General features: G+C 47.4%; 20 protein-coding genes and 1 pseudogene. 12 read left to right on the top strand and 9 right to left on the bottom strand.

The window, feature by feature from the left end; genetic code table 11:
* Positions 1-895 precede the first annotated feature (895 nt).
* The 3 genes from ACIDITHRIX25_RS95545 to ACIDITHRIX25_RS95535 all read right to left on the bottom strand — a co-directional run bounded on the left by ACIDITHRIX25_RS95545 (position 896) and on the right by ACIDITHRIX25_RS95535 (position 2,973).
* Positions 896-1,705, bottom strand: a complete 810-nt coding sequence (locus tag ACIDITHRIX25_RS95545; protein WP_201733193.1) for an alpha/beta fold hydrolase — start codon at positions 1,703-1,705, stop codon at positions 896-898.
* Between the two features lie 562 nt (positions 1,706-2,267).
* The gene (locus ACIDITHRIX25_RS95540; protein WP_052605776.1) at positions 2,268-2,495 is read right to left on the bottom strand and encodes a hypothetical protein; all 228 of its coding nucleotides are present in this window, start codon (positions 2,493-2,495) and stop codon (positions 2,268-2,270) included.
* Positions 2,496-2,652: 157 nt separating this feature from the next.
* Complete coding sequence (locus ACIDITHRIX25_RS95535; RefSeq protein ID WP_052605775.1) at positions 2,653-2,973, bottom strand: hypothetical protein; 321 nt, start codon at positions 2,971-2,973, stop codon at positions 2,653-2,655.
* Positions 2,974-3,300: 327 nt separating this feature from the next.
* Between ACIDITHRIX25_RS95535 and ACIDITHRIX25_RS95530 the strand changes: the two genes are divergently transcribed.
* From ACIDITHRIX25_RS95530 to ACIDITHRIX25_RS95515, 4 genes are all read left to right on the top strand, one after another.
* Positions 3,301-7,161: a multifunctional oxoglutarate decarboxylase/oxoglutarate dehydrogenase thiamine pyrophosphate-binding subunit/dihydrolipoyllysine-residue succinyltransferase subunit gene (locus ACIDITHRIX25_RS95530; protein WP_235347748.1), complete on the top strand. Its 3,861-nt coding sequence runs from the start codon at positions 3,301-3,303 to the stop codon at positions 7,159-7,161.
* Between the two features lie 106 nt (positions 7,162-7,267).
* Positions 7,268-7,684: a 3-hydroxyacyl-ACP dehydratase FabZ gene (fabZ, locus tag ACIDITHRIX25_RS95525; RefSeq protein WP_052605773.1), complete on the top strand. Its 417-nt coding sequence runs from the start codon at positions 7,268-7,270 to the stop codon at positions 7,682-7,684.
* A gap of 90 nt (positions 7,685-7,774) precedes the next feature.
* Positions 7,775-8,554, top strand: a complete 780-nt coding sequence (locus ACIDITHRIX25_RS95520) for an exodeoxyribonuclease III (RefSeq protein ID WP_201733192.1) — start codon at positions 7,775-7,777, stop codon at positions 8,552-8,554.
* 59 nt (positions 8,555-8,613) lie between these two features.
* Positions 8,614-9,327: a PaaI family thioesterase gene (locus ACIDITHRIX25_RS95515; RefSeq protein ID WP_201733191.1), complete on the top strand. Its 714-nt coding sequence runs from the start codon at positions 8,614-8,616 to the stop codon at positions 9,325-9,327.
* Positions 9,328-9,329: 2 nt separating this feature from the next.
* On the opposite strand, the gene ACIDITHRIX25_RS95510 is transcribed toward ACIDITHRIX25_RS95515, so the two are convergent.
* The 3 genes from ACIDITHRIX25_RS95510 to ACIDITHRIX25_RS95500 form a co-directional block, all read right to left on the bottom strand.
* On the bottom strand, positions 9,330-11,408 hold the full coding sequence (locus tag ACIDITHRIX25_RS95510; RefSeq protein ID WP_052605770.1) for an ATP-dependent DNA helicase UvrD2: 2,079 nt from the start codon (positions 11,406-11,408) through the stop codon (positions 9,330-9,332).
* Between the two features lie 78 nt (positions 11,409-11,486).
* The gene (locus tag ACIDITHRIX25_RS95505) at positions 11,487-12,905 is read right to left on the bottom strand and encodes a radical SAM protein (RefSeq protein ID WP_201733190.1); all 1,419 of its coding nucleotides are present in this window, start codon (positions 12,903-12,905) and stop codon (positions 11,487-11,489) included.
* 96 nt (positions 12,906-13,001) lie between these two features.
* Positions 13,002-14,225 carry an ATP-grasp domain-containing protein gene (locus ACIDITHRIX25_RS95500; protein WP_213333444.1) on the bottom strand — a complete coding sequence of 408 codons (1,224 nt, stop codon included), beginning with the start codon at positions 14,223-14,225 and terminating at the stop codon, positions 13,002-13,004.
* Positions 14,226-14,533: 308 nt separating this feature from the next.
* Between ACIDITHRIX25_RS95500 and ACIDITHRIX25_RS95495 the strand changes: the two genes are divergently transcribed.
* Positions 14,534-15,151, top strand: a complete 618-nt coding sequence (locus ACIDITHRIX25_RS95495) for a NifU family protein (protein ID WP_249685770.1) — start codon at positions 14,534-14,536, stop codon at positions 15,149-15,151.
* Between the two features lie 403 nt (positions 15,152-15,554).
* On the opposite strand, the gene ACIDITHRIX25_RS95490 is transcribed toward ACIDITHRIX25_RS95495, so the two are convergent.
* On the bottom strand, positions 15,555-16,118 hold the full coding sequence (locus tag ACIDITHRIX25_RS95490; RefSeq protein ID WP_052605759.1) for a YceI family protein: 564 nt from the start codon (positions 16,116-16,118) through the stop codon (positions 15,555-15,557).
* A 98-nt stretch (positions 16,119-16,216) separates the two neighbouring features.
* Here ACIDITHRIX25_RS95490 and ACIDITHRIX25_RS95485 point away from each other — a divergent pair, with 98 nt between their 5' ends.
* The 3 genes from ACIDITHRIX25_RS95485 (at position 16,217) to ACIDITHRIX25_RS95475 (ending at position 17,570) form a co-directional block, all read left to right on the top strand.
* Positions 16,217-16,726 carry a MarR family winged helix-turn-helix transcriptional regulator gene (locus tag ACIDITHRIX25_RS95485; protein ID WP_201733187.1) on the top strand — a complete coding sequence of 170 codons (510 nt, stop codon included), beginning with the start codon at positions 16,217-16,219 and terminating at the stop codon, positions 16,724-16,726.
* Between the two features lie 150 nt (positions 16,727-16,876).
* On the top strand, positions 16,877-17,110 hold the full coding sequence (locus ACIDITHRIX25_RS95480) for a hypothetical protein (RefSeq protein ID WP_201733186.1): 234 nt from the start codon (positions 16,877-16,879) through the stop codon (positions 17,108-17,110).
* A gap of 292 nt (positions 17,111-17,402) precedes the next feature.
* Entirely contained in the window at positions 17,403-17,570 is a 168-nt protein-coding gene (locus ACIDITHRIX25_RS95475) for a hypothetical protein (protein ID WP_201733185.1), read from the top strand.
* Between the two features lie 60 nt (positions 17,571-17,630).
* Here the strand turns inward: ACIDITHRIX25_RS95475 and ACIDITHRIX25_RS95470 are convergent, their stop codons facing one another.
* Positions 17,631-19,493: a N,N-dimethylformamidase beta subunit family domain-containing protein gene (locus ACIDITHRIX25_RS95470; protein WP_201733184.1), complete on the bottom strand. Its 1,863-nt coding sequence runs from the start codon at positions 19,491-19,493 to the stop codon at positions 17,631-17,633.
* A 535-nt stretch (positions 19,494-20,028) separates the two neighbouring features.
* Between ACIDITHRIX25_RS95470 and ACIDITHRIX25_RS95465 the strand changes: the two are divergent.
* Together ACIDITHRIX25_RS95465 and ACIDITHRIX25_RS95460 are read left to right on the top strand one after the other, a co-directional pair.
* Positions 20,029-20,652, top strand: a pseudogene (locus ACIDITHRIX25_RS95465) (IS607 family transposase).
* The gene (locus ACIDITHRIX25_RS95460) at positions 20,642-21,949 is read left to right on the top strand and encodes a zinc ribbon domain-containing protein (protein WP_201733183.1); all 1,308 of its coding nucleotides are present in this window, start codon (positions 20,642-20,644) and stop codon (positions 21,947-21,949) included. The pseudogene ACIDITHRIX25_RS95465 and the gene ACIDITHRIX25_RS95460 overlap by 11 nt, the downstream one beginning before the upstream one ends.
* Positions 21,950-22,257: 308 nt before the next feature.
* Here the strand turns inward: ACIDITHRIX25_RS95460 and ACIDITHRIX25_RS95455 are convergent, their stop codons facing one another.
* The gene (locus ACIDITHRIX25_RS95455; RefSeq protein WP_201733182.1) at positions 22,258-23,043 is read right to left on the bottom strand and encodes a tyrosine-protein phosphatase; all 786 of its coding nucleotides are present in this window, start codon (positions 23,041-23,043) and stop codon (positions 22,258-22,260) included.
* A gap of 405 nt (positions 23,044-23,448) precedes the next feature.
* Here ACIDITHRIX25_RS95455 and ACIDITHRIX25_RS95450 point away from each other — a divergent pair, with 405 nt between their 5' ends.
* Positions 23,449-24,711, top strand: a complete 1,263-nt coding sequence (locus ACIDITHRIX25_RS95450) for a hypothetical protein (protein ID WP_201733181.1) — start codon at positions 23,449-23,451, stop codon at positions 24,709-24,711.
* Positions 24,708-25,475, top strand: coding sequence for a prepilin peptidase (locus tag ACIDITHRIX25_RS95445; protein ID WP_201733180.1), 768 nt, complete (start codon positions 24,708-24,710; stop codon positions 25,473-25,475). Before ACIDITHRIX25_RS95450 ends, ACIDITHRIX25_RS95445 begins: the two co-directional genes overlap by 4 nt.
* The last annotated feature ends 287 nt before the right edge of the window (positions 25,476-25,762 follow it).

Here is a 25,762-nt window from a genome sequence, read left to right as displayed (position 1 = left end):
CGACGTCATCTTCGAACTGGGGGTATGCTAGCTTGCCAAGGGAATCTACTCCAGTTGTATCCAACCATCTGGAGGAAATTTAGGTAAATTAGCAGTGCCTTTAAAGAGATCTTTAGCTTTCATTTTTTATATCAGGCTCTCTGTCTTTCGCCAAATACTGATTATCAACCAAGTAGGATTAGCGTTTATGGCAAGATTTACTGTCGCAGTGCTAAGGTTTTTAGCGGTTATCGATGAAGGATTGATTCATTTATATTTTGCACCTTAATCATTTATAGAATTTTAGTTGCAACCTGGCCGCGAGGTCTGTTTTTATACGCTTTTGCATTCGAATAATGTCACCAGCCATGAACGACATAGTGTTCATTTCTCACCACCTTTTACCTACAACCGATCTAGCACTACCTAATAGCTCTAGTACGGTTTCTTGCCTGAGCAAAAATCAAGTTATCAGAGCGATCCGCTGAACATAATCTTGTCAACTTGACACAACGCATCGATTGCGGATTCAATTTCTTATTTCGAATAAATGTCTTTTTGTTCAAAGATTATGAAGCTAGAAGGACATGACTTGAAGATCAAATCCAGAGGGCTTCAGACCATTGGGTCTTTTTGGGCATGGTTCTATTAAGTCGATGAAATTCATTTGAACCAATGAGGAATCTCCAAGGTCGATGTCACGGTGGATCTTCCAGCTTTGAGGTGATATTTTAGGCCCTTTCTGTGGTCCAGCCGATATATTGATCTTTCTGAGTTGGAGAATCCTGGAGGCGCTGTGGTACCTGATCTAGATACGCTCTATTATCTCAACTAGCTCAACTTTTATTTATTCTGAATTTTGATTTTCCAAGTCGACTCTGATTTGAACTTGGCTTTCTGTGGCCAGGGATCTATCTTAATCCTTGGTAAATTGCCAAAGTCCTTTGATTAGATCTACGGCAGCTGTTGGGTTCGTCAGATGAACTCCGTGGTCAGTATCTGCAATTTCCACCGCTTTTGCCCCAGCAATATTGGATGCGAGATAGGCTGTAGCCTCTTTGTGGCGACTCGGCGCATTGATCCCACAACCTATGATGGTTGGAACTTTTATGAGTGACGGGTCCAAGGGTGGGGTGAGATGGCTCATGGAAGCCATCTCGGCTACCAGGACCGACCCCTCTAATCGGCGTTTTTTTCGAGTGCTGGGTGGAAGTCGCATCCACCTTTCCTCGCCAAGCATTCGCTTCATGAATATTTCAGCGAACTCTTCGCAAAAGTCGAGGTCCAGAGGCTTATCTGGGTCGATTCCGTATGCGCCAGACCTCCTCCAGAATTCCATCCAGGGCAGTGGGCTTTCAAAGGTAACTATTCCAGCTATCGGAGAGATGTTTCGTGCCGATAGGAGTAACGCAATAGTGCCACCGAGAGAATGGCCAAAGATCAGCGATTTCTGCTCTCCAATAACGCTTGCCAAATCTAAAATGTGGTCTTCGATCGTGGGAGGGTTCTGTTGCGAATAGGGATCAACAAGGGCGGACTCTTCATAGCCGCGCCGATCATAGCTTTTGGTATCGAAGCCGAAGTCGACTAATGACCGCGTCATTCTAGAGAATGACTTTGCTCGATCCATCGCTCCGTGCACGAGGATCAACTGGGTCGTTCCCTCGAAGAGAAGTCCTCGTGCTTCTTGGAAAGTTATAGAAAGAGAATCGGATCTTGAAGTCAACACATCCAATAGCCTATTTTATTCGAATGGTCTAAGTGCCCAATTGTTGGATGGGTCGGCTTAGACAATTTTGTTCGACAGGGCTAGTGGCGATCTACATTTGTTTGAAGGGAACCTTGGAGATCGCCATTGATATGGTCTCTTCGGATCTAGGGCATGGTTTTTGCTGTCGTTGCATGGACTTGGCCCTTTTTTAGTTGGAGCCCTTGGGAACTATGTAATCAGAATGAGTTTTCCAATTGGGTTTGGGTGCTGCCAGTAGATATTGCCAATGGAGCCACATTTCGTGACCTTTAGTTTTCTATGGGAATTCGCGCTGCTTGATTTGGCGCGAGTACCTTAATCACCAAGTGATAGTCATTTTCACTTTAAAATTGTTTTAAATCTGTATTTTGAATCCGTAATTGTAAAATTACGTGGCCGCAGGGGCCGCAGGGGCCGCAGGGGCCGCTGGATAGTGCTTTACATCTCAAACGTTTTAAATCCTATTAGTTGACTTGCGAAGGTGGATGCCCTTGCGACTTAGGCCAATAAAGCGCTGGATTAGAGCTGCCTCAAAGAATTAAGATTGGGTGTTGCCATAGGGGGCATTGGCGATCTGGTAGCACTCTTCGTGAAAATATTCGACTCGTTGCCATTTGCCATCTTCATAGACGTTGGCGATAACCTGACGTGGTCGCAATTTTGCTGAAAATCTAATGTGCTTGGCGCAAACGGCGCAGTCCGATATTGATCCTGGGTCTACGCCTCTCATTACAGCTCGGCTCGTGCTCGGTGAAACTGTTGTCATCCCATGAGTTTCGGAAGTAAACGAACCATCCTTTAATATAGCTGCAACTTTTGTCTATATTTAATGGCATTGAAGGCCAGATTTATGGTTTTGGCATGAGATCGTAGATTGTCATACAACAAGTCGAGAAGGGAAAGTGGAAATCCCGCTGATTTATTTAATGCAGGTTTTCGCCTAATTTAACAGCGATCCGAACGAGGTCTCTAAGGTCGGACTCCTCGACCTCGCTTTCTGATGAGATCATAGTGATTTTGTCTTCGAGTTCCAAGGAAAGCTCTTTTGAGCTTGCTCCATCTTTTGGAACGGTTTCACCTTTAACCACGGTTGTGGCCGTAATTAGAACGATTATTGATACTGCGGCGAAAGATCCAAATGCAATTACGGCACCTATGTGGAGCAATATTGCAGAGATAATCATTGAAGCGGTTGCGATTACTGAAATTGTCGCGATTACGAGCCTGAGACTTCTTAGCTTCATGAGATTCCTTTTAGCTGAATTGGAAAATTATTCGTGGGCCATCTACAAAATGATTATAACCATTTCTTTTCTCTTATTTTGTTTTGTCTGGACCATGATATTGCTGGGCCATCACCAGGGACGTCTTTTGCCGACGATGTTTGCGAATCAAGTCCCAAGGTTAGTTCGATGACATGACTTGTCAATAGGACCCAAAGGAGGTTTCGTCCATGGCTGAGCTTGCCTGTTGGTTGCTTTGGGCGACTGTATGGCGAAGCTTTCATGGCCATTTGGAGATTGGTTAGCCTAGATTTTAACATTGGTGTGATAGTTGACTACCATAGTAAGGTGAGTGAAAAACACATAGATTCGATAAATACGTTTGGTCCAAATTCCTGGCTTGTGGAAGACTACTACGACGCGTACAGGCGTGATCCAAATTCCGTTCCGGAATCTTGGCGCGACTTCTTCGCCGACTACCGAGTTGATTCAAAGACTAGCGAACAACAGACCCAAGAAGACTCCAACCTCTATGGCCAAGGCCATGATGAAACTGGAGCGATAGAAGCAGGTTTAGTAGCAAGAGTTCCCGTAGGTGAGGTCATTTCTGATACACCTATCGCGACTCCTGAAGCAGTTATAACCCCGGCGGCCCCGGTTGGTTTGGCTGTCTCTGATGCTAAATCAAATCAGGGTGCAGTCTTAAATGTCAAGAAACCATCACCTTCACTAGCACCTATAGTCCCACTTTTGGGTGCAGATGTACAAGCTATTCGCGGTAGTGCATCTAGGATCGTTGCAAACATGGAGGCGTCTCTTACGGTTCCAACGGCTACCTCAGTGCGAGAGATACCTGCGAAGCTTCTCGAAATCAACCGAGGAGTGATTAACAATCATTTGGCTCGAAGCTCTGGTGAGAAGATCTCATTTACTCATATCATTGCGTATTCGATAGTCAAAGCGGTTCGCAACTTTCCTGTGATGAACTCTGTATTTTTAGAAGAGATTGACGCTAAAGGAACTCCAGGAGTACAGCGCTCCAAGGAGATCAATATAGGAATTGCCGTAGATCTTGAAAAGTCAGATGGTTCGCGAAGTCTTATGGTTCCAGTAATTCGTTCGGCTCAGGACTTAGACTTCTTTGGCTTCTTCAAAGCCTATGAAGCTCTGATTCGAAAGGTGCGAGCCAATCGGCTCTCTCCGGATGATTTCGCTGGTGCCACTTTGACAGTTACTAACCCTGGCACCATCGGCACGCAACATTCAGTGCCAAGATTGATGCGAGGTCAAGGTGTAATTATTGGCGTAGGCGCAATCTCCTATCCTGTTGGGATGGCGGCTGCAGATCCGACGCTTTTGGTTGATTTGGGTGTATCTAGGACTGTGACGCTTACCTCAACCTATGACCATAGGGTCATACAAGGTGCCGAATCTGGACTGTTTTTGGCATATATCTCTTCACTACTCACCGGCGAGCACGGCTTTTACGAAGAGGTATTCGAGTCAATGGGGGTGCCTTATCCTCCAGTGACTTGGCAGCGGGATCATACCGAAAATGATGCTTCGGATATGATCAAGTTGCGTAAGCAGGCGATGGTCAATCAGCTGATTGATACCTATCGCTCCCGTGGCCACCTCATGGCACGGTTGGATCCCTTGACAAGCAAGTCTCCAGCAATGCCGGAAGAGTTGGATCCAGCCAGATATGGTCTGACTCTTTGGGATCTTGACAGGGTCTTTTTCTCGGGTGGGCTTACCGCCAAGGATAAGATGTCCCTCGGTGAGATCCTTCAGGTTCTAAGGGACACTTATTGTCGAACTATTGGCCTTGAATATATGTACATTCAGGACTCTGAGCAAAAGCGATGGATCCAAGAGCGCGTCGAAGGCGTGGTTAGCCGATTTTCCGGTGCTGAAAAGCTACACCTTCTGGGACGCCTCAATGCAGCCGAAGCGTTCGAGAGATTTTTACATACCCGATATATCGGACAGAAAAGGTTTGGCTTAGAGGGCGGTGAGTCAGCAATCGTCTTTTTGGATCAGGTGCTAGATCGTTCTGCTACCTCAGGCTTGACCGAGGCTGTCATTGGAATGGCCCACCGAGGACGATTGAATGTTTTGACTAATATTGTTGGAAAGAGCTATAGCGAAATCTTTGAGGAGTTTGAGGGTAATTTAGATCCCTCGAGCGTACAGGGTTCCGGCGACGTCAAATACCACAAGGGATTTCATGGTGTATATCGCGGAATGAGTGATAGCCCTATCGACGTTACCTTGTCATCTAATCCATCGCACCTAGAAGCTGTTGACTCTGTTGTCGAGGGAATGGTTCGAGCTAAGCAGGATATAACCAGAAATCGTACCGACTTCCCAATTCTTCCAATTCTTTTACATGGTGACGCAGCCTTTGCCGGCCAGGGTGTGGTGGCTGAGACCTTGAACCTTTCCCAACTTGGTGGCTATAGAACCGGTGGAACGATACATTTGGTCATAAATAACCAGGTTGGATTTACGACTAATCCAGCTCAAGCCCGTTCTTCAAGGTATGCGACCGATGTTGCCAAGATGATACAAGCGCCCGTTTTCCATGTCAATGGTGACGATCCTGAAGCGGTAGCCTCCGTCGCACGATTGGCGACTGACTATCGACAAGCCTTTCATAGAGACGTAGTTGTGGACATGGTCTGCTATCGTCGGTTCGGCCATAACGAAGGAGACGAGCCAAGCTACACCCAGCCGCAGATGTATGAAGTAATTGAGGCTAAGAGATCGGTTCGAAAACTGTACACGGAGTCGCTAGTCTCTCGTGGTGATATCTCGATGGAAGAGGCTGAAGCCTCCTTGGACGACTTTCTCTCGAAGTTGCAGTCTGCCCTGGATCAAACGAGATCGACGGCTCCTCCCAAGCCTACGGAACTTCCTAGGGCACCCCAACACAATGTGCCGATGACCGTAGTTGATACTCGCGCTAAATCGGGAGATATCGACGTCTTGGCTAAGGCTTTGCACTCGTGGCCGTCTGGCTTTACCGTTCACCCCAAGCTATTGCGTCAATTAGAGGCTCGCAGGGATACCCTTGCCTCGGGCGAAGTGGATTGGGCACTAGGTGAGGCGTTGGCATTTGGAACCCTCATGCTTGAGGGCCATGACGTCAGAATGGCTGGTCAAGATTCTAGGCGAGGAACATTTTCGCATCGCCATGCAGCATTGATCGACTATAAAAATGGCGATAATCATATTCCACTGGAGCATCTGGCGGATTTTGTAGATAATGGGGACTCTCTAGGTCGATTTATGATCTTTGACTCTTTATTGTCTGAATATGCCGCTCTTGGCTTTGAATATGGCTATTCAACGGTTCGAAAGGATACCCTAGTAATCTGGGAGGCGCAATTTGGTGACTTCGCAAATGGTGCTCAGATTATCATGGATCAGTTCCTAATCGCCGCTCACGATAAGTGGGATCAGGGCTCTGGTCTCGTACTACTCTTACCCCATGGCTATGAGGGCCAAGGGCCAGAACACTCTTCGGGACGCATGGAGCGTTTCTTGCAGAACTGTGCTGGGGAGAATATGGCTGTCATGAATTTGACTACAGCGGGACAATACTTCCATATGTTGCGTGGTCAAGTAATGAGGACTCAAGCTCGTCCGGTTGTTCTATTTGCTCCCAAGTCTCTACTGAGAGCCAAGACTACTCGTGTGCCGTTGGACGTAGTTCTAAATGGAGCCTTCCAGCCAATAATCGATGATCCGAGCTTTGACGTTGGAAGTGGAAACTCGGCTGAGAATGTAGACCGCGTAGTTCTTTGCTCTGGGAAGATCTCATATGAAGCCATCGCAAAGAGAGACTCGATGTTGAATGAGTCGAACCCCACTTCGACAACGGCTGTCGTTAGAGTGGAGCAATTGTACCCATGGCCAGTCTCTGAATTGGGTTCAATTCTCTCTAAGTACTATCGCACTAAAGAGGTAGTTTGGCTTCAGGAGGAGCCCGAGAACCAAGGGGCATGGAGTTTTGTCCATTCCCAGCTTCACTCGTTGCTAAGGGAAGACTTCCAACTTCGGCACGTTTCCCGGGTACCTTCTGGTTCTCCGGCAACTGGTTCTGCGGCTATGCATGGACTTGAACAGAAGGACCTGCTCTATCGAGCGATTGAACAGTCCGTGGAGACGGCTCTTTTGGGTCGAGTAAAGAACCATCAATAGTGATTTGTTGATACTACCGAGGGATTGGCTTTTCTGTCTCTTTATTGAGGCTATAAGACCTATCTCTCGGTAGCTCATTTTGAATTGATGATCTAGTCTTTAATGTGTGAAACCACAAGAGCTAATACCGCATCGTCCACCCTTTTTACTTATCGATGAGATCCTTGAAATTCGCCCCGGTGAGTATGCCAGAGGTAGATGGCACTTGACTGGCAACGAAGACTTTTTTGGCGGTCATTTTCCAGGAAGACCAACTTTGCCTGGTGTGTTGCAGGTGGAGTCCCTAGCGCAGTTGGGGGCATGTGCCGTCCTAGCTGACGAGCGCTACAAGGGCAAGTTGCCCCTCTTTGGAGGAATCGACCAGGCTCGGTTCCGCAAGCAAGTTGTACCCGGTGATATTTTGGATCTCGAAGTCACTATAGGTCGACTCTCGGCTCGTGCGGGCAAGGGTCATGGGGTCGCATCTATTAACGGGGCGACGACGACTGAGGTGGACATTATGTTCATAATCGCTGATGCCTAGTGCCAAAGTAGACCCAATTCAAGGTTTAGGTAGAAATAGCGAGATCTTTGATCGCGCTATTTCTTTTTTAGGTTGGACGACGGTTAGATAATGCGATTGGCAACCTGGAATGTAAACTCCCTAAAGGCGCGAATCGACCGTGTGGTTGCTTGGCTCGATGACGTTTCCCCAGATGTCCTATGTATTCAGGAGACCAAGCTCGCCCAAGATAAATTTCCCGATGACCTCTTTGCCCAATTGGGTTACGAGTCGATTCACTATGGTCAGGGTCAGTGGAACGGTGTGGCAATTCTCTCGAAAGTCGGAATTGAATCACCGCGATATGGTTTGACCAATGACCCCTCTGGCGAAGCACGGGCTATTTGGGCCACTTGTCAAGGGGTTAGGGTAGCCTCACTTTATATCCCAAATGGTCGTTCTCTAGAAGACGACCACTACCAATATAAGCTACGTTGGCTCGAAGCACTTTTGTCAGATAGTCGCTTAGAATCCGAGCAATACGAGGCTGTCGTTCTTGGCGGTGACTTCAATGTCGCGCCTAGTGATTTGGATCTCTGGGATATCTCGGCTTTTGACGGCATGACTCATGTTTCGCCCCTAGAACGTAAGGCGATCGAAGCGATCATTGAGGCAGGATTTGTCGATCTTTTTAGGCAGATGTACAAAGATTCTGGCCTCTACAGCTGGTGGGATTATAGAAATGGTGCATTTCATAAAAAGAATGGAATGAGGATCGATCTCGTTTTAGGATCACAAAAGGTATCGCGTGATATGGTTTGGGCCCTGATTGACCGTAATGAACGAAAGGGTGGTCAAAGTCAAGCTCGCCCTAGCGATCACGCACCTCTTGTTATCGAATTTGACCACTAGATCGGCGAAGCTGATTCCTGTTAGGGTGTTTTATTTTTGAGATGGAGATTGGGAGTAAGTTGACGAATTCGTGGCTTGACAGTATCGTGGACTCATTTAATGGAGTTGATTCGGATCGCCGTCGCCAATTCAATCGTATTGGCACTGCGACTAGAGCGGTAATTGAATCTGTGGTCGCATCAAAAGCGCCAACCGAACAATTGGGGTTGATCGCAGATGCGATCGAAAAGGTAGCCGAAGATATAGGTAGATTTCCATCCGGACGCGTTTATGAGGGTTTTGCCGAAGCTGCAAATACGGGTGGAAATGGGGGATTTATGGACTTCTCACCTATTTCCGGTGCTGCAAATCCAATAGCTCCTCCGGTAGAACTTTCCTTGAGCAGTGACCCTGATGGCTCTCCGATCGTAGTGGGTGTCGTGACCTTTGGTTCGGCCTATGAGGGTCCTCCAGGATCTGTTCATGGAGGTCATATCGCTGCTGCATTTGACGAAGTTTTGGGTTTGGCTCAATCTATGTCGGGTTCTCCAGGAATGACAGCTCGCCTGAGTGTGAACTATCGAAAGCCCACGCCACTTGGTGAGCCTCTCACATTTGTAGCACGTATCGTGAAAAAGGAGGGAAAAAAGGTTTTCACCGAGGGCAAGTGTTATTTTGGGGACATCTTGACTGCGGAGGCAGATGCCCTATTCATCTCTGTGGACTTTTCAAAGCTGGCGCAGTTGGCTGGCGAGCGTGAAAGAACCAACGAGGGTCAAAAGCCCCAGCTCTGATGTTAGGTTCTCGATTTTGATGCTTTGCGAAGGCCATTGGTGAGACGCAAGAGTTCCCTGCCATATGTGATTGAAAAGTGAGTGGATACCCCCGGAATTCGATTTAGTTCATCGATCCCTCTAGGCAAGGAGGCCGCGATTGCCTCCAAGGTAACCTCGCTAAGGATAGATCGATCTTCTTTGGCTTCTGCTAGCGCCTTTGTCTTTCTCCATAGAAGTAATGTGTCGATGATCGGGTCTATCCCTTGAGGAAGTGACGACTTATGGGGCTCGAGTAGCATCTTTCGATTTTGACGGATGTAAGAGAGTGCGACCTCCTTGGTTGCAAGCTTTTGGTTACCCATGGTTACAAGTTCCTCAATTGGATATAGGAGGTCCGAGGGACTGCGAAACTTGTTAGAACTGCCTCGTTTTTTTGCGTAGCTAAGAATCAGATTGTCTCGCGCCCGCGTTATGCCGACATATAGGAGACGTTTTTCCTCTTCGTAGGCGCTCGGAGTAACAGATTTACTGTGTGGCAAGATGCCATTTTCCAGTGCAATCAAGTAGACCGATGGCCATTCAAGGCCCTTGGATCGATGCAGCGTTGTGAGAGTTACTCCGTCTTTTTTTGTCGATCCAATGTCGTTGGCTCGAGCCTTGAAATAGGTCGTGAAGCCATAGATATCCATTCGCGGGTCAAAGCGGAGTGATTCTAGGGCGATTGATCGGAGGTACTCCAGTGACTCTTCTGTCTTTTGTGAGTTGCGATCGTTTTCGAACTCTTTTATGAGGTTGTCTATCTCAACTATCGCATCCTGAAGACGACCTCGAGGGCCGAGCACCTCTTTTAGGTGTTTCATCGTCGACTTTACTAAGTTGTTGTTTAGGATTTGCTCTCCACCTAAGATTTGGTGGGGAACCCTTAGAGATGAGAGCGCTTCGGCTAGAGGTGGAAGGAGAGAGTTTGTCCGAGCTATGACGGCGATCTCATTTGCCAATCTTCCATCGGTGATAGATTCATAGATCGACTTTGCGATCTCTTTGGATTCATTTTCGTCATTCTCGAATTCCAGGAGTTTTGGCATAGATCCACCCTGGCGTTTTGCGTAGATCACCCCTCCGCGACGCGATAGGTCGCTGTCTTCAAACGAGGTTGCTATTGCGTTGGCGAGATCAACGATCTCGGGTGAGGATCTAAAGTTGGCGGTCAGATAGCGGTATTGAGCTCGGGGGAAGGTCTGGTCGAAGTTCAAAAGGATTCCGGGCGTAGCGCCGTTCCAAGTGTAGATCGCTTGTTTTGGATCTCCCACCACACAAAGATCAGGATTATCGCCTACCAGTCCTTTAAGAAGGCGTATTTGAGGGCGGTTGACATCTTGAAATTCATCTACGTAAAAGTGTCGATACCACCATCTGAAGGTGGCTGCAAAGCTGGTATTATCGACCAGGATATCGCCACCAACTAGGAGAAGATCTTCAAAGTCAATTCGGTTGAGCTTTTTCTTACGCGCTTCGTAAGCCATGAAGATCTCTGCTAGGACGTCACCGCCGATACTACTTTGGCGATTTGTCCTTCTGTACCACTCCAAATAGTCGTTGACTAATATCATCTCCGACTTAGCATTTTCTATCTCTGTGGCAATCTCAGCAATGACCAAATGAGATAGTTTTGACGTCTCGGAGCTACTCGATGGTGAACGACTTATGAGCCCTTTAAGGTCTCTGGAGTCATGGAGCATCGCTTGGATCTCTCGCGGCTTGGATGTGATTAGCAGAGGCGGGTGGGTCCGTCTTTCTTCGTGATACTTGCGGATAACTTGAAAGGCAAAGGCGTGGAAGGTTCCAATCCAAGGTAGGTCGTAAAGATTGAAGGTGGCCAAGCGAGTTCGTAGCTCTTGAGCCGCTTGATTTGTGAACGTTATGACTACCGTGTTCTTTGGAGCGATCTGGTGTTTTGTGGCACGGTGAGCTATACGTTTGGTTAAGACTGTAGTCTTTCCGCTGCCAGGACCAGCAATGATGCAGACAATTGGTGATTGGTCTGTTACCGCTGTGATTTGTTCTTCAGTCAATCCTTTGAATAGTGCAATGTCCGACACAGATCCTCCAGTTATGGGCGCCGTACTGGCTAGGAGCGGCTCTTTGAATTCCTTAGGACGAAGATGTCAAGAAGTTGCTCACTGGGCCTTTGTCTTTGCCAACATCCCTTGAGTAGGTTCGGCGCAGCAAAACCAGGATTCACTGAGTCGTGGCACCTCGCGGTTTGTAGATGATGTGCAATTTGAGTAGCGAATTGGGAGACCTAGCATATTACCAGCTGTCTGATACATGAGATCAAACTTCGATATGGCTGGATCCTTCGAGTCGATTGAACCTGCAGCGATATCACTAAAGATCCTTGCCAGCTCGTCGAGCTTTGGATCAGGTGACTCCCATATTAGCGTAAGTGGATTATCTTTGGAAGGTTTGAATCTATTTTGATCTTCTTCGTCGCCTAGCAAGAGCGACCCCTCTGGTACTAAAAGTCGTATGGCAAACTGTACAGGATCAATATTGTCTATGAGGTCGTTTTCTACTACGAATTCGAAGAGCTCCATTAGATCGCTAGGCGTAGTCCATGGAGTGAATGGAAGGAGGGAGGGTCGAATTTCGATTCCGTTAAGTCGACAGAGTTCTAGGGCTCTTACCATGTCGTGCCTATCGTGGCCCTTTTGGAACTTTTCAAGCACCGACGACGAAACGTGTTCAAAAGCGCTTACCACGAAGAGACATCCAAACTCTTTGAGTTGTTTTATAAGCGTCTCATACTTTAGAAGGTGCTCCACCTTGATTGTCGCATCGAAAGTTAGCTGAGGGTGGTTTTTGTGCATCTCGGCAACGATTTTCATAGCATGAATTGGTGCATTGAAAAAGTCGGGGTCTCCAAAGGTTATGTGCTGCGCACCCATGGCTACGAGGTCATCGATATCCGTCAAGACGCCACCGCGTTCAAATATTCGAATCTTTCCCTCGTATACGACCGGTACAGGACAGTGGCGGCACTGATGCATGCAACCCCTTGTAGTTTCGGTGTAGCCGACGGCAATGGTCTTTTCCTTGTGGACCAATTTCGTGTAATTTTCCAAAGGTCCAACTAGTCTTCGATCCAGTCGAAGCTCATTTGCATTTGGGTTGGATGAGCGGTTTTTTCTAATTACAACTCTTGATATTTGGGAGTTTGCTTCAATTTCGGTTATCCATTGGGTCACTTCGTCTGCGATCTCGCCGCTTGCGAGGAGGCTAATTGATGCTGGAAGGCTGAGGTGCTCAAGCGATGAGGCGTAAAGGCCAAAGAGGCCAATTGGGAGGTTGGAAAATCGCTCCGTGATCGTCTCAACGAGCTCAAGTGCCAAAGAAGAGGCTGTATGCATAGGTACTGAGATCAAAAGTGCATCGAAATTGCTGAGCATGCCAGATAAGATCGCTGGAGAGTTCTCGTATTGGGAGGTATCTAAAATTTGACAATTCCACCCCTGCTTTCGTAGCTGACTTTCTAGGTAGAGACTTGAGAATGGTTGATGTCCAAGTTCATATGTGCTTGCGATTAATATATTCAATTCAAAGCCTCGGTAAGAGTTGTCGTGGTTTTTGTCGTCGAAAGAGCTTGGTTGATATCCTAGGGGATCGCTTCTGCTAATTGAGTGGTACCCAGACTACACAAGCTCAGACTTAGAAGGTGAATAGACGATATTTAATCGTTTTCTTGCCTTTCGAAGTGCCGCTTCGACCAATGCGGAGGTTGGTGCTTTTGCGAAGATAAACCCCAGATATTTATTATCATAGGGTACAGGGCGGTAATGGTTTCCAATCGCTGCGGTAATGGAGATTGACTCAATAAATCCAACTCTTTCGGCATCATGAAGGCCAGAGATCTCCCTTAGGTAACCTCGATCATCCACGGGAATCATATAGACGCCGGAGGCTTGTTTTTCTCTGGAGATATTTGGCATCTCTAGATTGAGCGCGTTTGAGATGATCAGTGTCTCGAGCGATACCATGCCATCGAAGTTTAGGACGTCGGAACAGTTTCCACCGATCGACCGCGTAGCGATATCGATTGGAAATACCACTCCGTCGGGTCGGACGCGAACTTCTATGTGCATCGGGCCATTCGATATCTCGAGTGCTTTTATACACAGATCCATGCTGGCGACTATAACTTCGTAGTCTGATTTTGAGATTCTTGGTGGGGTGATGTATATCGTTTCTTCGAAGTAGGGGCCCTCTAGGGGATCAGGCTTTTCAAAGATTGCGAGAACGTGAACTTTACCTTCGACGACTAGGAGCTCGACGGCAAATTCTGTGCCGCCAATATAACTCTCAATAAGCGTTACCTGATCGTTAAGGGCCATCTCTGAGATGACTAGGTCTGTAATTTCAAGGGCCTCTTTGAGTTCTTTGAGGTTGTCTGCTCGAACGACTCCAATCGAACCAGATCCTTTGGAGGGTTTTACAATGAGCGGAAAATCATTTTCGCTAAATTGCTCTAATTGTTCACCTTTGATCACTTGGTGCATGGTTGGCTGGGGGACTCCGGCGGCAGTCAAGGTTTTACGGAGATTTGCCTTGTCTCTGGAGACTAGGGTTCCAATTGGTGGTGATGAAAGGTTGGAAATGGTAGCCTGAGTCCAAGCTGCAACCTCCACACCTCCCTCGTCGATCGCGATAGCTTTCTTTATTCCTTTTTCAATCGCTATCTCTCCAAGGGCTCTGCCTGCACTTTTGGGATCGCAGAAGGATATACCGTCTATAACGTTCTTGGTAGGATCTGGTGGCGAGAAGTCACTATCTGTGGCGACTGTCACCTCAACGCCCAACTCGATTGCTGCCGTGATGAATCGTTGGGCCCGGTATGTATTTGCGGGCATGATAATCATTAGTCTTTCCATATCTGCGTCGCTTTCTCTTCTTTGGGGGCGAGTGATAAATCCTCTGACCTGTACTTCAAAGGCTCCTACTGGCTCTTTTTTTTGGTCTGGTTTGGCCAAAGTCTTTGTGTTAAGGCATATAAGTTGTGGTCTTTATGTTGTTATCCTTCGAGGGAAGAATAACAACAAAGAGATGTGGGCTAAGCTGGGAAGAGTTTCCGATCTCACCTATCATGTCTATAGGACTAGTTTAGTGGCTTTAAGAGGATATGAAAAAGTTTAGTTTTTTACAAAAAGGCGGGAAATCCGTGGACGAGATGGTTTTGGATCTGACACCTGAGGCTCAGGAACTAGTTGCATCCGTTGCAGCCGAGGAGGCTGATCCAAGTTTACTTGCATTGTGGGTTGAAATTGCAGGTACCAATGGTTCAACTTACAATTATGACGTCTATTTTCAAGCGATTTCAGACGCTGACCGCAATGATGCGATAGAGGAGATAGCACCAGGGATAACAGTGGTGATTCCTTCGAAGAGCATCGCAAGCTTGCGCGGGAGCCGTATGGAAGTTGGCGAAGATGGCGGTTTGGTGATAGTCAACCCTAACTCCCCTACGTCCACAGCGCCCGCTCCAGAGGGGTTTGCGGATGCAACTCTAGACTCCGACGATGCTCGTGCTATTATTGCAATTTTACAGGATGAAATTAACCCGGCAATTGCAAGCCATGGTGGTCGAGCTGACCTGGTTGGCGTAAATGGCGAGATAGCGTATTTGCGCCTTTCGGGTGGTTGCCAAGGGTGTGGAATGGCTTCAGTCACTCTTTCTCAAGGTATTGAAGTGGCAATAAAGGATGCCCTTCCATCCATTAAGCAGATTGTAGATGTAACGGATCACCTTTCAGGGCTAAATCCTTTTTATCAGCCATCTAAGAAGTAGCTTTTTGATCTGCTACTCAGAGCGAGATGTAACTCCTAAATCAAACTCTTGCCAAGTCTAGTTTCTACTCGTTCTTCCAATTGGTAGGGCCAACTAGTCCAAGGGGTCATTGCGGGTATAGGTTTGTCGCTTAGGGCATGGCTCACTCTCTTGAACTATGGTCATTCGAACCAGGACAGATTGAGCTTTGGCAACTCTGTCGCCTAAGGTTAGTCTTTGGATATTGAAGGTATAAAAAAGCGCGAGATCCGCCACGACTGTGGCCGATCTCGCGCTTTTAGTTTTTTGGACAACGGCTGAACGATATTGAGCCTGCAAGCTGCGACCATTTTTAGTTGATTTGGTCGCAACTTGATGGGTTACAAAGTTCGTGCTGGATTTCCCAGATTTGGACTTTTTAGGTCTAGGCTTCTGGAGCTGAGGCTTGAATTTCGAGTTCTATTGTAATTTTGTCGCTTAGGAGCATTCCGCCGGTCTCTAGAGGTGCATTGTACTCCATGTTGAAGTCTTTGCGAGAGATGGTTGTCGTGGCGGTGAATGCAGCCCGATTTCCCCCCATTGGATGTGAAGCGATACCGTTGAATTCAAGGTCAAGCGCTACGCCCTTGGTTACGCCATGTATTGATAGATCCCCGTTCAAGGTGTAAGAGTCACCATTGGCGACGATAGATGTCGAGTCGAAGGTGATCTGTGGGTTCGCCTCGGCGTCGAGGAATTCTCCAGACTTGAGATGGTTATCGCGCATCTCTTGTCCAGTAAAGATGCTGTTTGTTGCAATGGTAGCATTTACCGCGGAATCGAGCAGGTTGGATGCGACGGTGATGGTTCCTGCAAATTCGTTGAATCGTCCTCGTACTTTTGAGACAACAAGGTGCTTTACGACGAATTCGATAGAGGAGTGGGCTGGGTCGATTGTCCAGGTCCCTTCCTTGAGGCCTAATTCTGCGGAACTTGTTATTGCAGACATTTAATGGTTCCTTTCGGTGTTGACTATCATATAGTTGTACCTTTCAACATAGTTGCGTGCGCAAATAATTCCGTAATGTTTAGAATAAATGAGAGAAAATGTTAAATGAAGGTATTTGGTTGAATCAACGTGAGCAAAATGCATGGCGTAAATTTCTGACGTTGAATGCTTTGCTTATGTCGAGACTCGATGCAGACCTAGTAGCGGCGCATTCGATATCATTGGCTGAGTACGAAGTGCTTGTACATCTATCTGAAGCATTAGGTGGAACGATGCGGATGTCCGCTTTGGCGAACGCCTGTTTTGTCTCCCGTTCGGGGTTGACTCGCCGGCTTGAACATATGGTTGCTGCTGGGTTTGTCGAAAAGACGACTTGTCCTACTGATCGCAGAGGAATGAACGCAACTATTACACCATTGGGATTTGATAAGTTGAATGAGGCTGCTCCAACCCACGTTAATGGAGTTCGTCGTTACTTTCTATCTAAGTATGATGAAGCCGATTTGGACATACTCACCATTTTTGTTGATCGCCCGATTGAAGAATTGGAAAGTGTCGCGGTTGCAACTAGCGACTGTGATTCTGCGAGATGTCCGAGCCTCTCCTGAATCAGCCTTATTTGGGGCTGGCAAGAAAAAAAGCTGGCTTTGATAGAATCCGATAAGAGACTACAAGATCTTTTAGATCCCAGTTTCTATTCTTGAGGCCCTTTTGTTGGATTCAAGTCGTGGACCAAGATCTTCGTTCAGGTTCTGCTTTTGTCTTGCTTGAGGTATCGGCTCGCTGGCGGAGTGAACCTCCCCGTCCGTAAGGGCGGGGAGGTTCACTATCTGGGTCGACGTGAAGTGACGCCTGAGATTGTCGAGAAGGTCGCGCGACAACTGTCTTTCGAAGAGTTGACGCGATTATTGGGAGGCCGACTCCAGATGTCTGCCTGGCTCGATGATTTGCTGGCTCCGACGGCTCATCAAGAGCTCATTCACAGTGCCTGAAAACTTCCTCGACCTCTCAGGGTTCGGCCGTTACGCCATCCTCGCTGAGTATTCCGGTAAATCCGATAAAAGTTCTTATGACGTTGGCAACACCGCTGAAGCATGTAATGCTAGCGATGAAGGCCCTCGGGAGTAGTCACCGTCCTTTCTTGCAGCCATGAGCGCGTTATAAGTTTGGTGGTGGACCGTTGAGAACCAAAGAATGTCGCTACGAGCACGTACTCCAGATTCCGCTTTACCTTGGCCTGATCCCTACAACCTCCACTAATAAACAATTAGTGCGGTTAGCACAATGGAACAGATTAGAGACAGAGTCGCTGGTCTTGATATCCACCGCGATACGGTGGTGACATACACTCGGATAGGTGGTTCCACCGATATTGAGCTAACCAAGGTAACCACTCCAACGACACTCCGCAGGTCTGGTCCAATTGGCATCGTTCTTATCCGATGTTGCTAGCACCAAGGGGTTTACCCGCGGTTTTATCTGCTTTAAAATTTTGCCCATGCCAACCGAGTTCTACCCTGGCGTCACTGTAGCAGTTGTGGTACTGGTAGTAGATGGAGAGGTGGTAGCAGTTGGACAAAGAGTCGTTGTCGTAGACGAAGTTGTTTTAGAACCACTCGTGGTCGATGTGACCTGGGATTTGGGGCCGGTTGAACACGGAGTGGGTGGTTTGGTTGTGGTGGGTGCTGAGATGATTGGAGGAACCGGAGTCAATGCTGGGAAGGGGGGATTGTAGTAGATTGAGTTGGCATTTGGAATCGATGGGTGAATGATTCCAACTCCGCCCGATCCAAACGCCTTTAGCACGTTGGCGGTGACAGTTTGGGTAAATGGATCTGGACACGGTCCAGTAAACGAAGGACATCCGCCCATCAGTGAAACCACCCAGTAGTTAGTGCCCGTTGCGAATACGCCTCCACCGGTAGGAGTGCTGTAATATGACATATCCGAAAAATACGGGACATTTCGACATAGAAGTGGAGAGTGCGCGAGAATCTGAAGGTTAGACGGATGCGGGGAATAAGGAATATATTGGTCGAATTCCGGTCCTACTAACGAAGGTACCTTAAAGCCGAGATACGCGTTGGTGCCGCTGAAGATCCACGACGATGGATCCGTTACGACGAGAGGCGCGTTAACAGGGTTGCACTCGTATTGTAGGCCGATCAAAGAACTTTCATTATTCGCATCAGGGAATGCAGGCCAATTGGCTGTGACTCTGGCGTTGTTCTTTCCAAATAGTGGGTCTTGATAAGGGTTTCGATAGTTTACTTCTATCCGATCTTGACCCATAGGAGAGGGCTCGAAACGAATCCTCCTAAAGATTGCGTTGGCCCCCAGAAATAGAATGCTTCTTCCGTTATTGACTCCATTCTGGAGAGCATCTCGCATTTTGACCGAGTAGTACTCGTCGTGACCTAGGCTCACCGCTGCGTTGTGATTTAGGATCAATGAAGGATGCATCTGGAGGTATACCGAGTTTACGTAGGTAACGTTGAGCCCTAATTTTTCGGCAAATGCAACTAGGGGTAGCTCGTTTCCGAGAAAGTCTCCTCCTCCTAAACCAAAATCGAAGGCGTATGGCCGATCGAAGGAGACCTTCGTAGCCCTGGTCGCATTTGCTCCATTGGGTCCATGGTAGAGGGAATAGCCGCCATAATTGTTATAGGCCTGCCAAGTGCTTACGGCGTTTATGACTACAATTGCCCCATTGGAAGATGGGTCTACGACAGTTAGGGGAATGTACTGCTGTTGGCCATTTGATGCTATCAATTTGAAGAGATAGTCTCCCGGAATAAACGCCTTTGATATGTGAACCTTGATGCTTTGACTCCAATTCGAGCATTCCACGGTATTTGTTGGAGCAAGTATTGGACACTGTGGCTGTAGATGGCCCGGAAGGGTCCCAGATTTCCAAATCAGTCTCGCTAGGTTTCCCTGGTACCAGCCCATTCGGTAAGCCACTATTGAATAGGAGGGTGAAATGGTAGAGATGTAAAAGGGTAAGGTATCGCCGACTCTAGCAAAGGTGGAAGATGCAAAACCTTCGATTTGCCCTGGTATTGGGTTGCCCGTGATTCTCCAACTTGTAGTACCAGGCTTTCGGTTCTCGGCTGCGATCGACGCTGAATATAGCGATCCCGGAGATAAGGTTGGGAATTGTGCCTTGAGGCTAGCGATAGTCTTTCTTGTCTCTTTAGCGGTGGTTGTCGTAGTCTTGGACCTATTGGACGTCTTTGTGGTCACGGCTGTTTTGCTTGGAGACCATATTGAGTGCGCAATGGCAATAGGTGCCGATATGACAAGTGAGGCTAACACGAAAAGGGTCATTGTTCGTTTGAGCGTCGTGGTCTTTGAAAACCATTGCTTGATCATTTGTCAGCTCCGCTAAGAACTCTTTCAGCTCCTGAAGAAGTCAATTGGGTGCTAAGGGAAGGGTAATAATGCATTTAAATAGTTTTCTAGGAATTGACAAGGTTTGTATTACTTGTTTGTTGGACTAAAACGATGGGCCAACTTGATCTAAATATAATTTATCAAATGGAGATATTTGGGGTTTGGATTCCACAGGTTGGTGGGATCGTGATTTTCCTGGAGACATGGATTTTGGAACCTCTTATTATTCAATAATGCACTAAAGGCTGTTTCTTGGCTTGATAGATTAGCGGCATTATTTGATATTTTGATTCAGGCACAGTCTTTTTTCATTTAGTCTGGATCGCCCTCGACTCTGCAGCTCCACCACTACGGATGGGTGTATTCTAGTTGTAAGTTGATGGCAATTTTCAGGCGCTATCGATGTGGCTGTGATAGATCCAAAGAAAAAACCTATATTAGGTATGTCTTGAGGTATTTGGGAGCAAACAACAGTTGACATTTTTCTATCCAACACTTGCGATACTTAACTGTAATGGCTAATACTTACAGCATTGGTGAGTTCGCACGACGGATTGGGCGTAGTCCAAGTACGGTACGGCGATGGGAGCAAGAGGGCAAGATCACGCCCAAAAGGCTCCCTAGCGGGCATCGCTACTTCGATGAGTCTGATGTACGAGCTATGCTGGGCGGCGCTCCTGTTAGTCGAGTCACTGTCGTCTAGCGCCGAGTGAGTGGTTCAGGGCAAAAAGATGACCTGGTATCACAGGTTAAAGCTATGGAGATCTACTGTCTTAACGCTGGTATAGCTGTAGATGAGTGGACTTAGGAAATCGGCGGAGGTATGAACTTCAAACGCAAGAAGTTCCTAGCGCTTATGGATCGTATACAGCACGGAGAGATTGAACGATTAATAATCGCTCATAAAGACAGACTCGTTAGGTTTGGATTCGATCTTATCGCCCACATAGCTGAAGAATCGGGATGCGAGATAGTAGTAGTCAATCAACCATCGTGTTCACCAGAACAGGAGATGGTCGAAGATATGCTCGCTATCGTCCACACTTTTAGCTGTCGGCTTTATGGCGTGAGGAAATACAAGCAACAGCTCCAGGCCGAGTATCCCAAACACAAGATTCAGGTACTCAGTGACAACTAGCACTCGCATCATCTACGCCGACACACCCAAAGAGCTACTGCCGATAGCTAAGGCCGTTGGCTACATAAGAGCGGACATCTGGCGAAGATACGGTGGACGAAAGACGGTTGGCAAAAGCTCTAACGATATTCGTAACGAAATCAGCAGTCTCGCCCTCTATTTTAACTTGCCAATAGATGGCACCATCCCTAACGAGAGCACGAAAGATATTGTTAATGATGTCTTCCTTTATCGAGCTGCCGCTCGCAAGCAGGTACGTAGGGCTATCTATGCCCGAGCCAAAGACGACAAAGAAGAACTCGCTCGCCTCTACACACTCTTGCAGGACGAGTGGACCAAAGACAACTTCCGACAGCGCCAGATGCGAAAGCATTTCAAGCACGGACATTCCAAGGTCAACAACCAATTCGTAGTCCGTTCAGACAGACACCATACCGAGATTGTTGATGGCAAAGTCGTCGTGGTCATCAACATCGCAGCCAAATACGGACAACCCATCCGTCTAGTCACAACTACCAATGGCAAGAACCTCAGGATCATAGTCAAGGACGACGTTACCGAGATCCATTACGCATTCAAGAAACCACCAGGCCGCCCAGTCGGGGCCGATGTTATCGCCGTTGACAAAGGATACACCGAAGCGTTCGTGGACTCAGATGGAGACACGCACGGCATGGGGCTTGGCAAAATCATGACCGAGTACAGTGGCAAGGCTAGTAAAACCGCCAAGGCTCGCAACAAGCTACACGCCCTAGAAAAAAAGCACAGAGAAGCCGGACACACAGCTAAGGCTGACCGTATCAAGACCAACAACCTTGGGACAAAGAAGATCAACGCTCGCAAGAATAAGGCACAGAAACGAATCAGGAACATTGCTTTCAAGGCAGCCCATTCGGTAGTAGACAAGGCCAGCCTCGTTATCTCCGAAGACCTAAGCCGTCCTATCGCCAAGAAGAAGCCCCAGAAGAAGTACAACAAGAAAATGTCAGCATGGGCCAAAGGCACACTAGCAGAAGCCCTTGAATCTACAACACAACAGGCTAAAGCGAGAAATGTTCTCGTGAATGCGGCCTATACATCGCAAATGGACTCCAACACACATCTACTGGAAGGTAAGCGTGTGGTGGATAAGTTTCACTGTGCAAACGGGGATGTTCTCCAGGCTGATTTCAACGCTGCTTTGAACCTGCGACATAGATACTTCGATCATGAGATAACTCTCTATACCCCTCATAGGGAAGTTCGACGTATCTTACTAGCTCGTTCATCCGGCGCAACGATGCGTCAAGGGGCATGAGTTGCAAGAGACCCAAATCTCTTATCAACCATGTGCGGATAAGCCCAACGGCTTTGAGCAATTATGCTCAGGTTTTTGGGAGCAGTTGATGATTTACAGACTTCAAATGTGACCTCGGTTGGATTATCTTTTGGATTGCCTTTGTTTTGAGGCACTATGCGGCTATACCTTCTTTGTTTCGCCTCTCGGGGTACATTTGAGGTTCCGAATTAGAGGCGAAACAATTGGCCACATATAGATAAGAATGAGACAGCTAAGCACATTTATTTGTGGAAGTAACGAATGCATTAGCTATGACTTGGCTGAGGTTAAATAATCATTGAGGCTTTGAAGGTCGCTAGGTCGGATTCCAAGACGCCAATCGAGGTCAGATACTTATGGGTGCTACCGTATTTTTGGTCTATCCATGCCAAAACGCGTTCCATGTCTTCACCTTTTGCACCCATGACAACTTGTGGTAAAGCTCTAATTTGCTTGGCCACATCTGGTAGCTGGAGATCGAGCCAGCCGAGCATTGCCTCAACAGCCTTTTGTGTCAGTGCATAATCTTCGACGATGGATTGTCGTTCTACGTCGAGGCCGCTTAAACATAGAGCGGCGATTAGTCCTGTTCGATCCTTCCCTACGGCACAGTGAAAGACCGCGGGTCGACTAGGAGCGGCGGCCAGCGTTGTGATTACCTGGGCGATCCCGGAGGATCCTTCGGTCAATATTTGCGTATATCGCTCAAAGATATAGTTCAGAGCGCCATCGCCAGCAGCTAGGGAGTAATCTGCCGAGATGTCGATCAAAGACCTCTGTAGGTAATTGAGACTGTACTTATCGAGGGGAAACCTTCCCCTCGCAGTCGCCTCTTGGGGGGTTCGAAGGTCGATTACCGTCTTTATCCCTATTTGATCAAATAATGAAATGTCTGAATCACTAAGGCGAAAGAGGTCGTCGGATCGAAATAGCTTCCTCCATGCTACAGTGCCTCCATTTTGGGTTTTGTAGCCTCCTAGGTCGCGGAAGTTGAATGCACCATCCATTTTTATGTGGCGATTCGGTTGTGGATCGCCTTGTTGGCCTTTGGACTTATCTTGTGTTGTTGACATTTTGGTAGGTGCTCCGTTTCGATTTATCGCTTTTTATTAACCTCTAAGTTATATTGCTCTATCGGATTGCATAACGCTCAGGGTTCTTAAATGAATGACGGTCGTGATCTATTTTGATTCAGGTGGCCCAGGTGGCTCTCTAGGGGGCGATTTATTCTGAAGGGTGATTTAGAGTGACCGAGAGGTGTCGGTCATAGCTCGATGGTGCTTTTATGTACAGGAAACTTCTTTTTGTACCGATAAATACAGAGTGAAGAACGAATCGGAGACCTTGGCAGTAGTTGTTGGGAGATCTAGAGTTACCTCAAAGAGGTGGTTCTATCCGCTCTTTTTGTATCTCTTATTTGTCTCGCTGGCACTTTGTGCCACTTTTTTTTACGCTGAACTCTTCTTCGGCAAGAGAAGTTGGATCTATTCGGGGGATTTATTCGCCACTCTGAGGGATTCTCATATGATCCTCTGGGGGGATATGGGATAATGTACTCGTCCCACAATGGCCTTATAGCGCCACCGTTCGGTCCACTTTCCCTCACGCCTCTAGCTGAATTTCTGAGCCTATTGCATCTCGTAGAGCCCTATCCATACCCGACACATCACCCCGTGGCATGGATATATTCGATCTTTTATCTAGGTTTATTTCTCGCCTTTTGGGCTTATTGCGCTCAGAGGTTCATTGAGCACATCTTTCCTGAAAGAAAAGCCAAGGTTTCATATATCTTAGGTGCATGTGCGGTTGGGGCTTATCTGCTTTTCCCCTGGGGTCACCCTGAGGATCTAGCAGCACTGTCCTTTGGCATTTTGGCAGTAGTGGAAGTTAAAGAAGGTAGAAGGGTAAAGGCCTCCTATTTGGCTGGTATCTCCCTGGGTTTCCAGCCTCTCACCTTGTTTCTACTTCTGCCTATATTTATTGCCAAGACGCCAAAGTTCAAGCAACTGCTTGGAAGTTTGGCGCGAATGGCAGGAGTTCCTTTTTTTCTGTTTTTGCCAGCAGTTATCGCCGCTCCGTTTCAGAGCTTGAAATCCATTCTCAATCAACCGAACTTTCCGGCGGTCGATCATCTGACATTGATTGGACTGATCGGGTCAATTCATTCAAAGGCGCTCTCGGCTGGTCCGTTTCGCTTGGCCGCTTTGGTGCTCGTTGTGCTTATTTCATTTCAACTTCGGAGCCGATTGCTAAAGAGGGAGATGCAATGGAGCGAGCTTGTTACAATTGCCACGCTTTGCCTGAGCTTGAGAGTCTTCTTTGAACCTGTGATGGTTTCGTATTATCTAGCACCATCGTTGGCATTGATTATTCTGTGTACGGCAGGAATTGAAGACTATCGATTTTTGGTGGTTGGATCATTGGTATTGGCATCGGTCATTGCATTCTACTTTTCTGCTCAAAAGTTTTCCCCGCTGGTCTATAGCTCGATACTTGATTTTTCAATGGTTGCGGTCTTTCTTGCCGCCGTATCTTGGCAGTTGTATGGCACCACCGCTATTCATAGTCCAACTCCGATGAAGCTATATATCGTCGAGGATGAACCCACAGCGCCAACTTCGATGGCTCGACGATCGACGTTAGCTAAGATTTTTGATTCCTCGGAGAGCCGCGGACGTTTTGGATTGAGTAAAGAAGCTACTCGGCGCCTGCGTCAATCACAAAGAGATCTACCAAGGTGACACCAAACGGGATTTTCGTAGCCCTATTCGCGGTTGTCGGTCTAGCAGTGGGCTCGTTTTTGAATGTGGTCATATGGAGGGTTCCAAGAGGTGAATCTATCGTATTGCCACCGTCACACTGTACCTCATGCGGGTATAGATTGCGAGCTGTTGACAACCTGCCGATAGCTTCTTTTTTGGCGTTAAGGGGGCAATGTCATAGCTGCGGCTCAAAGATATCTGTTAGGTACCCTTTGGTGGAACTTTCCACCGGAGCCCTGTTTGGTCTTGTCGCAGCCCTCTTTGGAAGGACCTTCGTCGCTCCGCAGCTAGCCCTTTTTAGCGCGAGTTTAGTTTGCCTTGCCCTTATTGATATAGAGACACGAAAGCTTCCCCGCAAGATCATCTATCCCAGCGCCTTGGTGACATTTCTTCTGATTGTGGCCTACTGCAATGAGATGGGGTCGTTTCACTACTTGGTCTCTTCGATCGAAGGATTTGGTATTGACATAGGTATCTTTGGATTGATCTTTTTGTTGCGACCCAGTTCGATTGGCTTTGGAGACGTTAGACTGGCCGGCTTTATCGGCCTGAACCTGGGTGTTTTGGGGCTGAATCCCACGATCAATTTCCTCTACGGTGCCTTCGGATTTGGATCAATCTTTGGAATTGGCTATATATTGCTTGTCTCTAGATCCGTTAAATCCTCAATTCCCTTTGGTCCATTTATGGCACTCTCGGCACTGACGTCGATGGTTATTGGAAATAGTTTTCGTATATTTTAGGATATGGCGGTTTTCGTCTTGGTGAAGGTCTATTCGCTCGAACCAGGCGTAGTCTTTCCTGATTGATCATTTGGATCGATCTAACAGGCCCTTTGCAGGGGACTAACGTGTTAGAGCGTTACTATGGGACTCCCAGTTGTGTCTATGAGTGGGTTCCACCTCTTTGTGGTGCAGCAGCCGTATTTTTTTATGTTGTTTTGCCGAAGACTTTGTTTTTTAGGTTGATTAATTAGAAATTTTAGTTCAATTTTGATTCAATTATTTGGATATTTTTGAGGTTATTAATT

It is taken from the genome of Acidithrix sp. C25, assembly GCF_904848545.2.
Note: the sequence above shows the minus strand (reverse complement) of the source record. Positions and strands in the feature narration are given on the sequence as shown.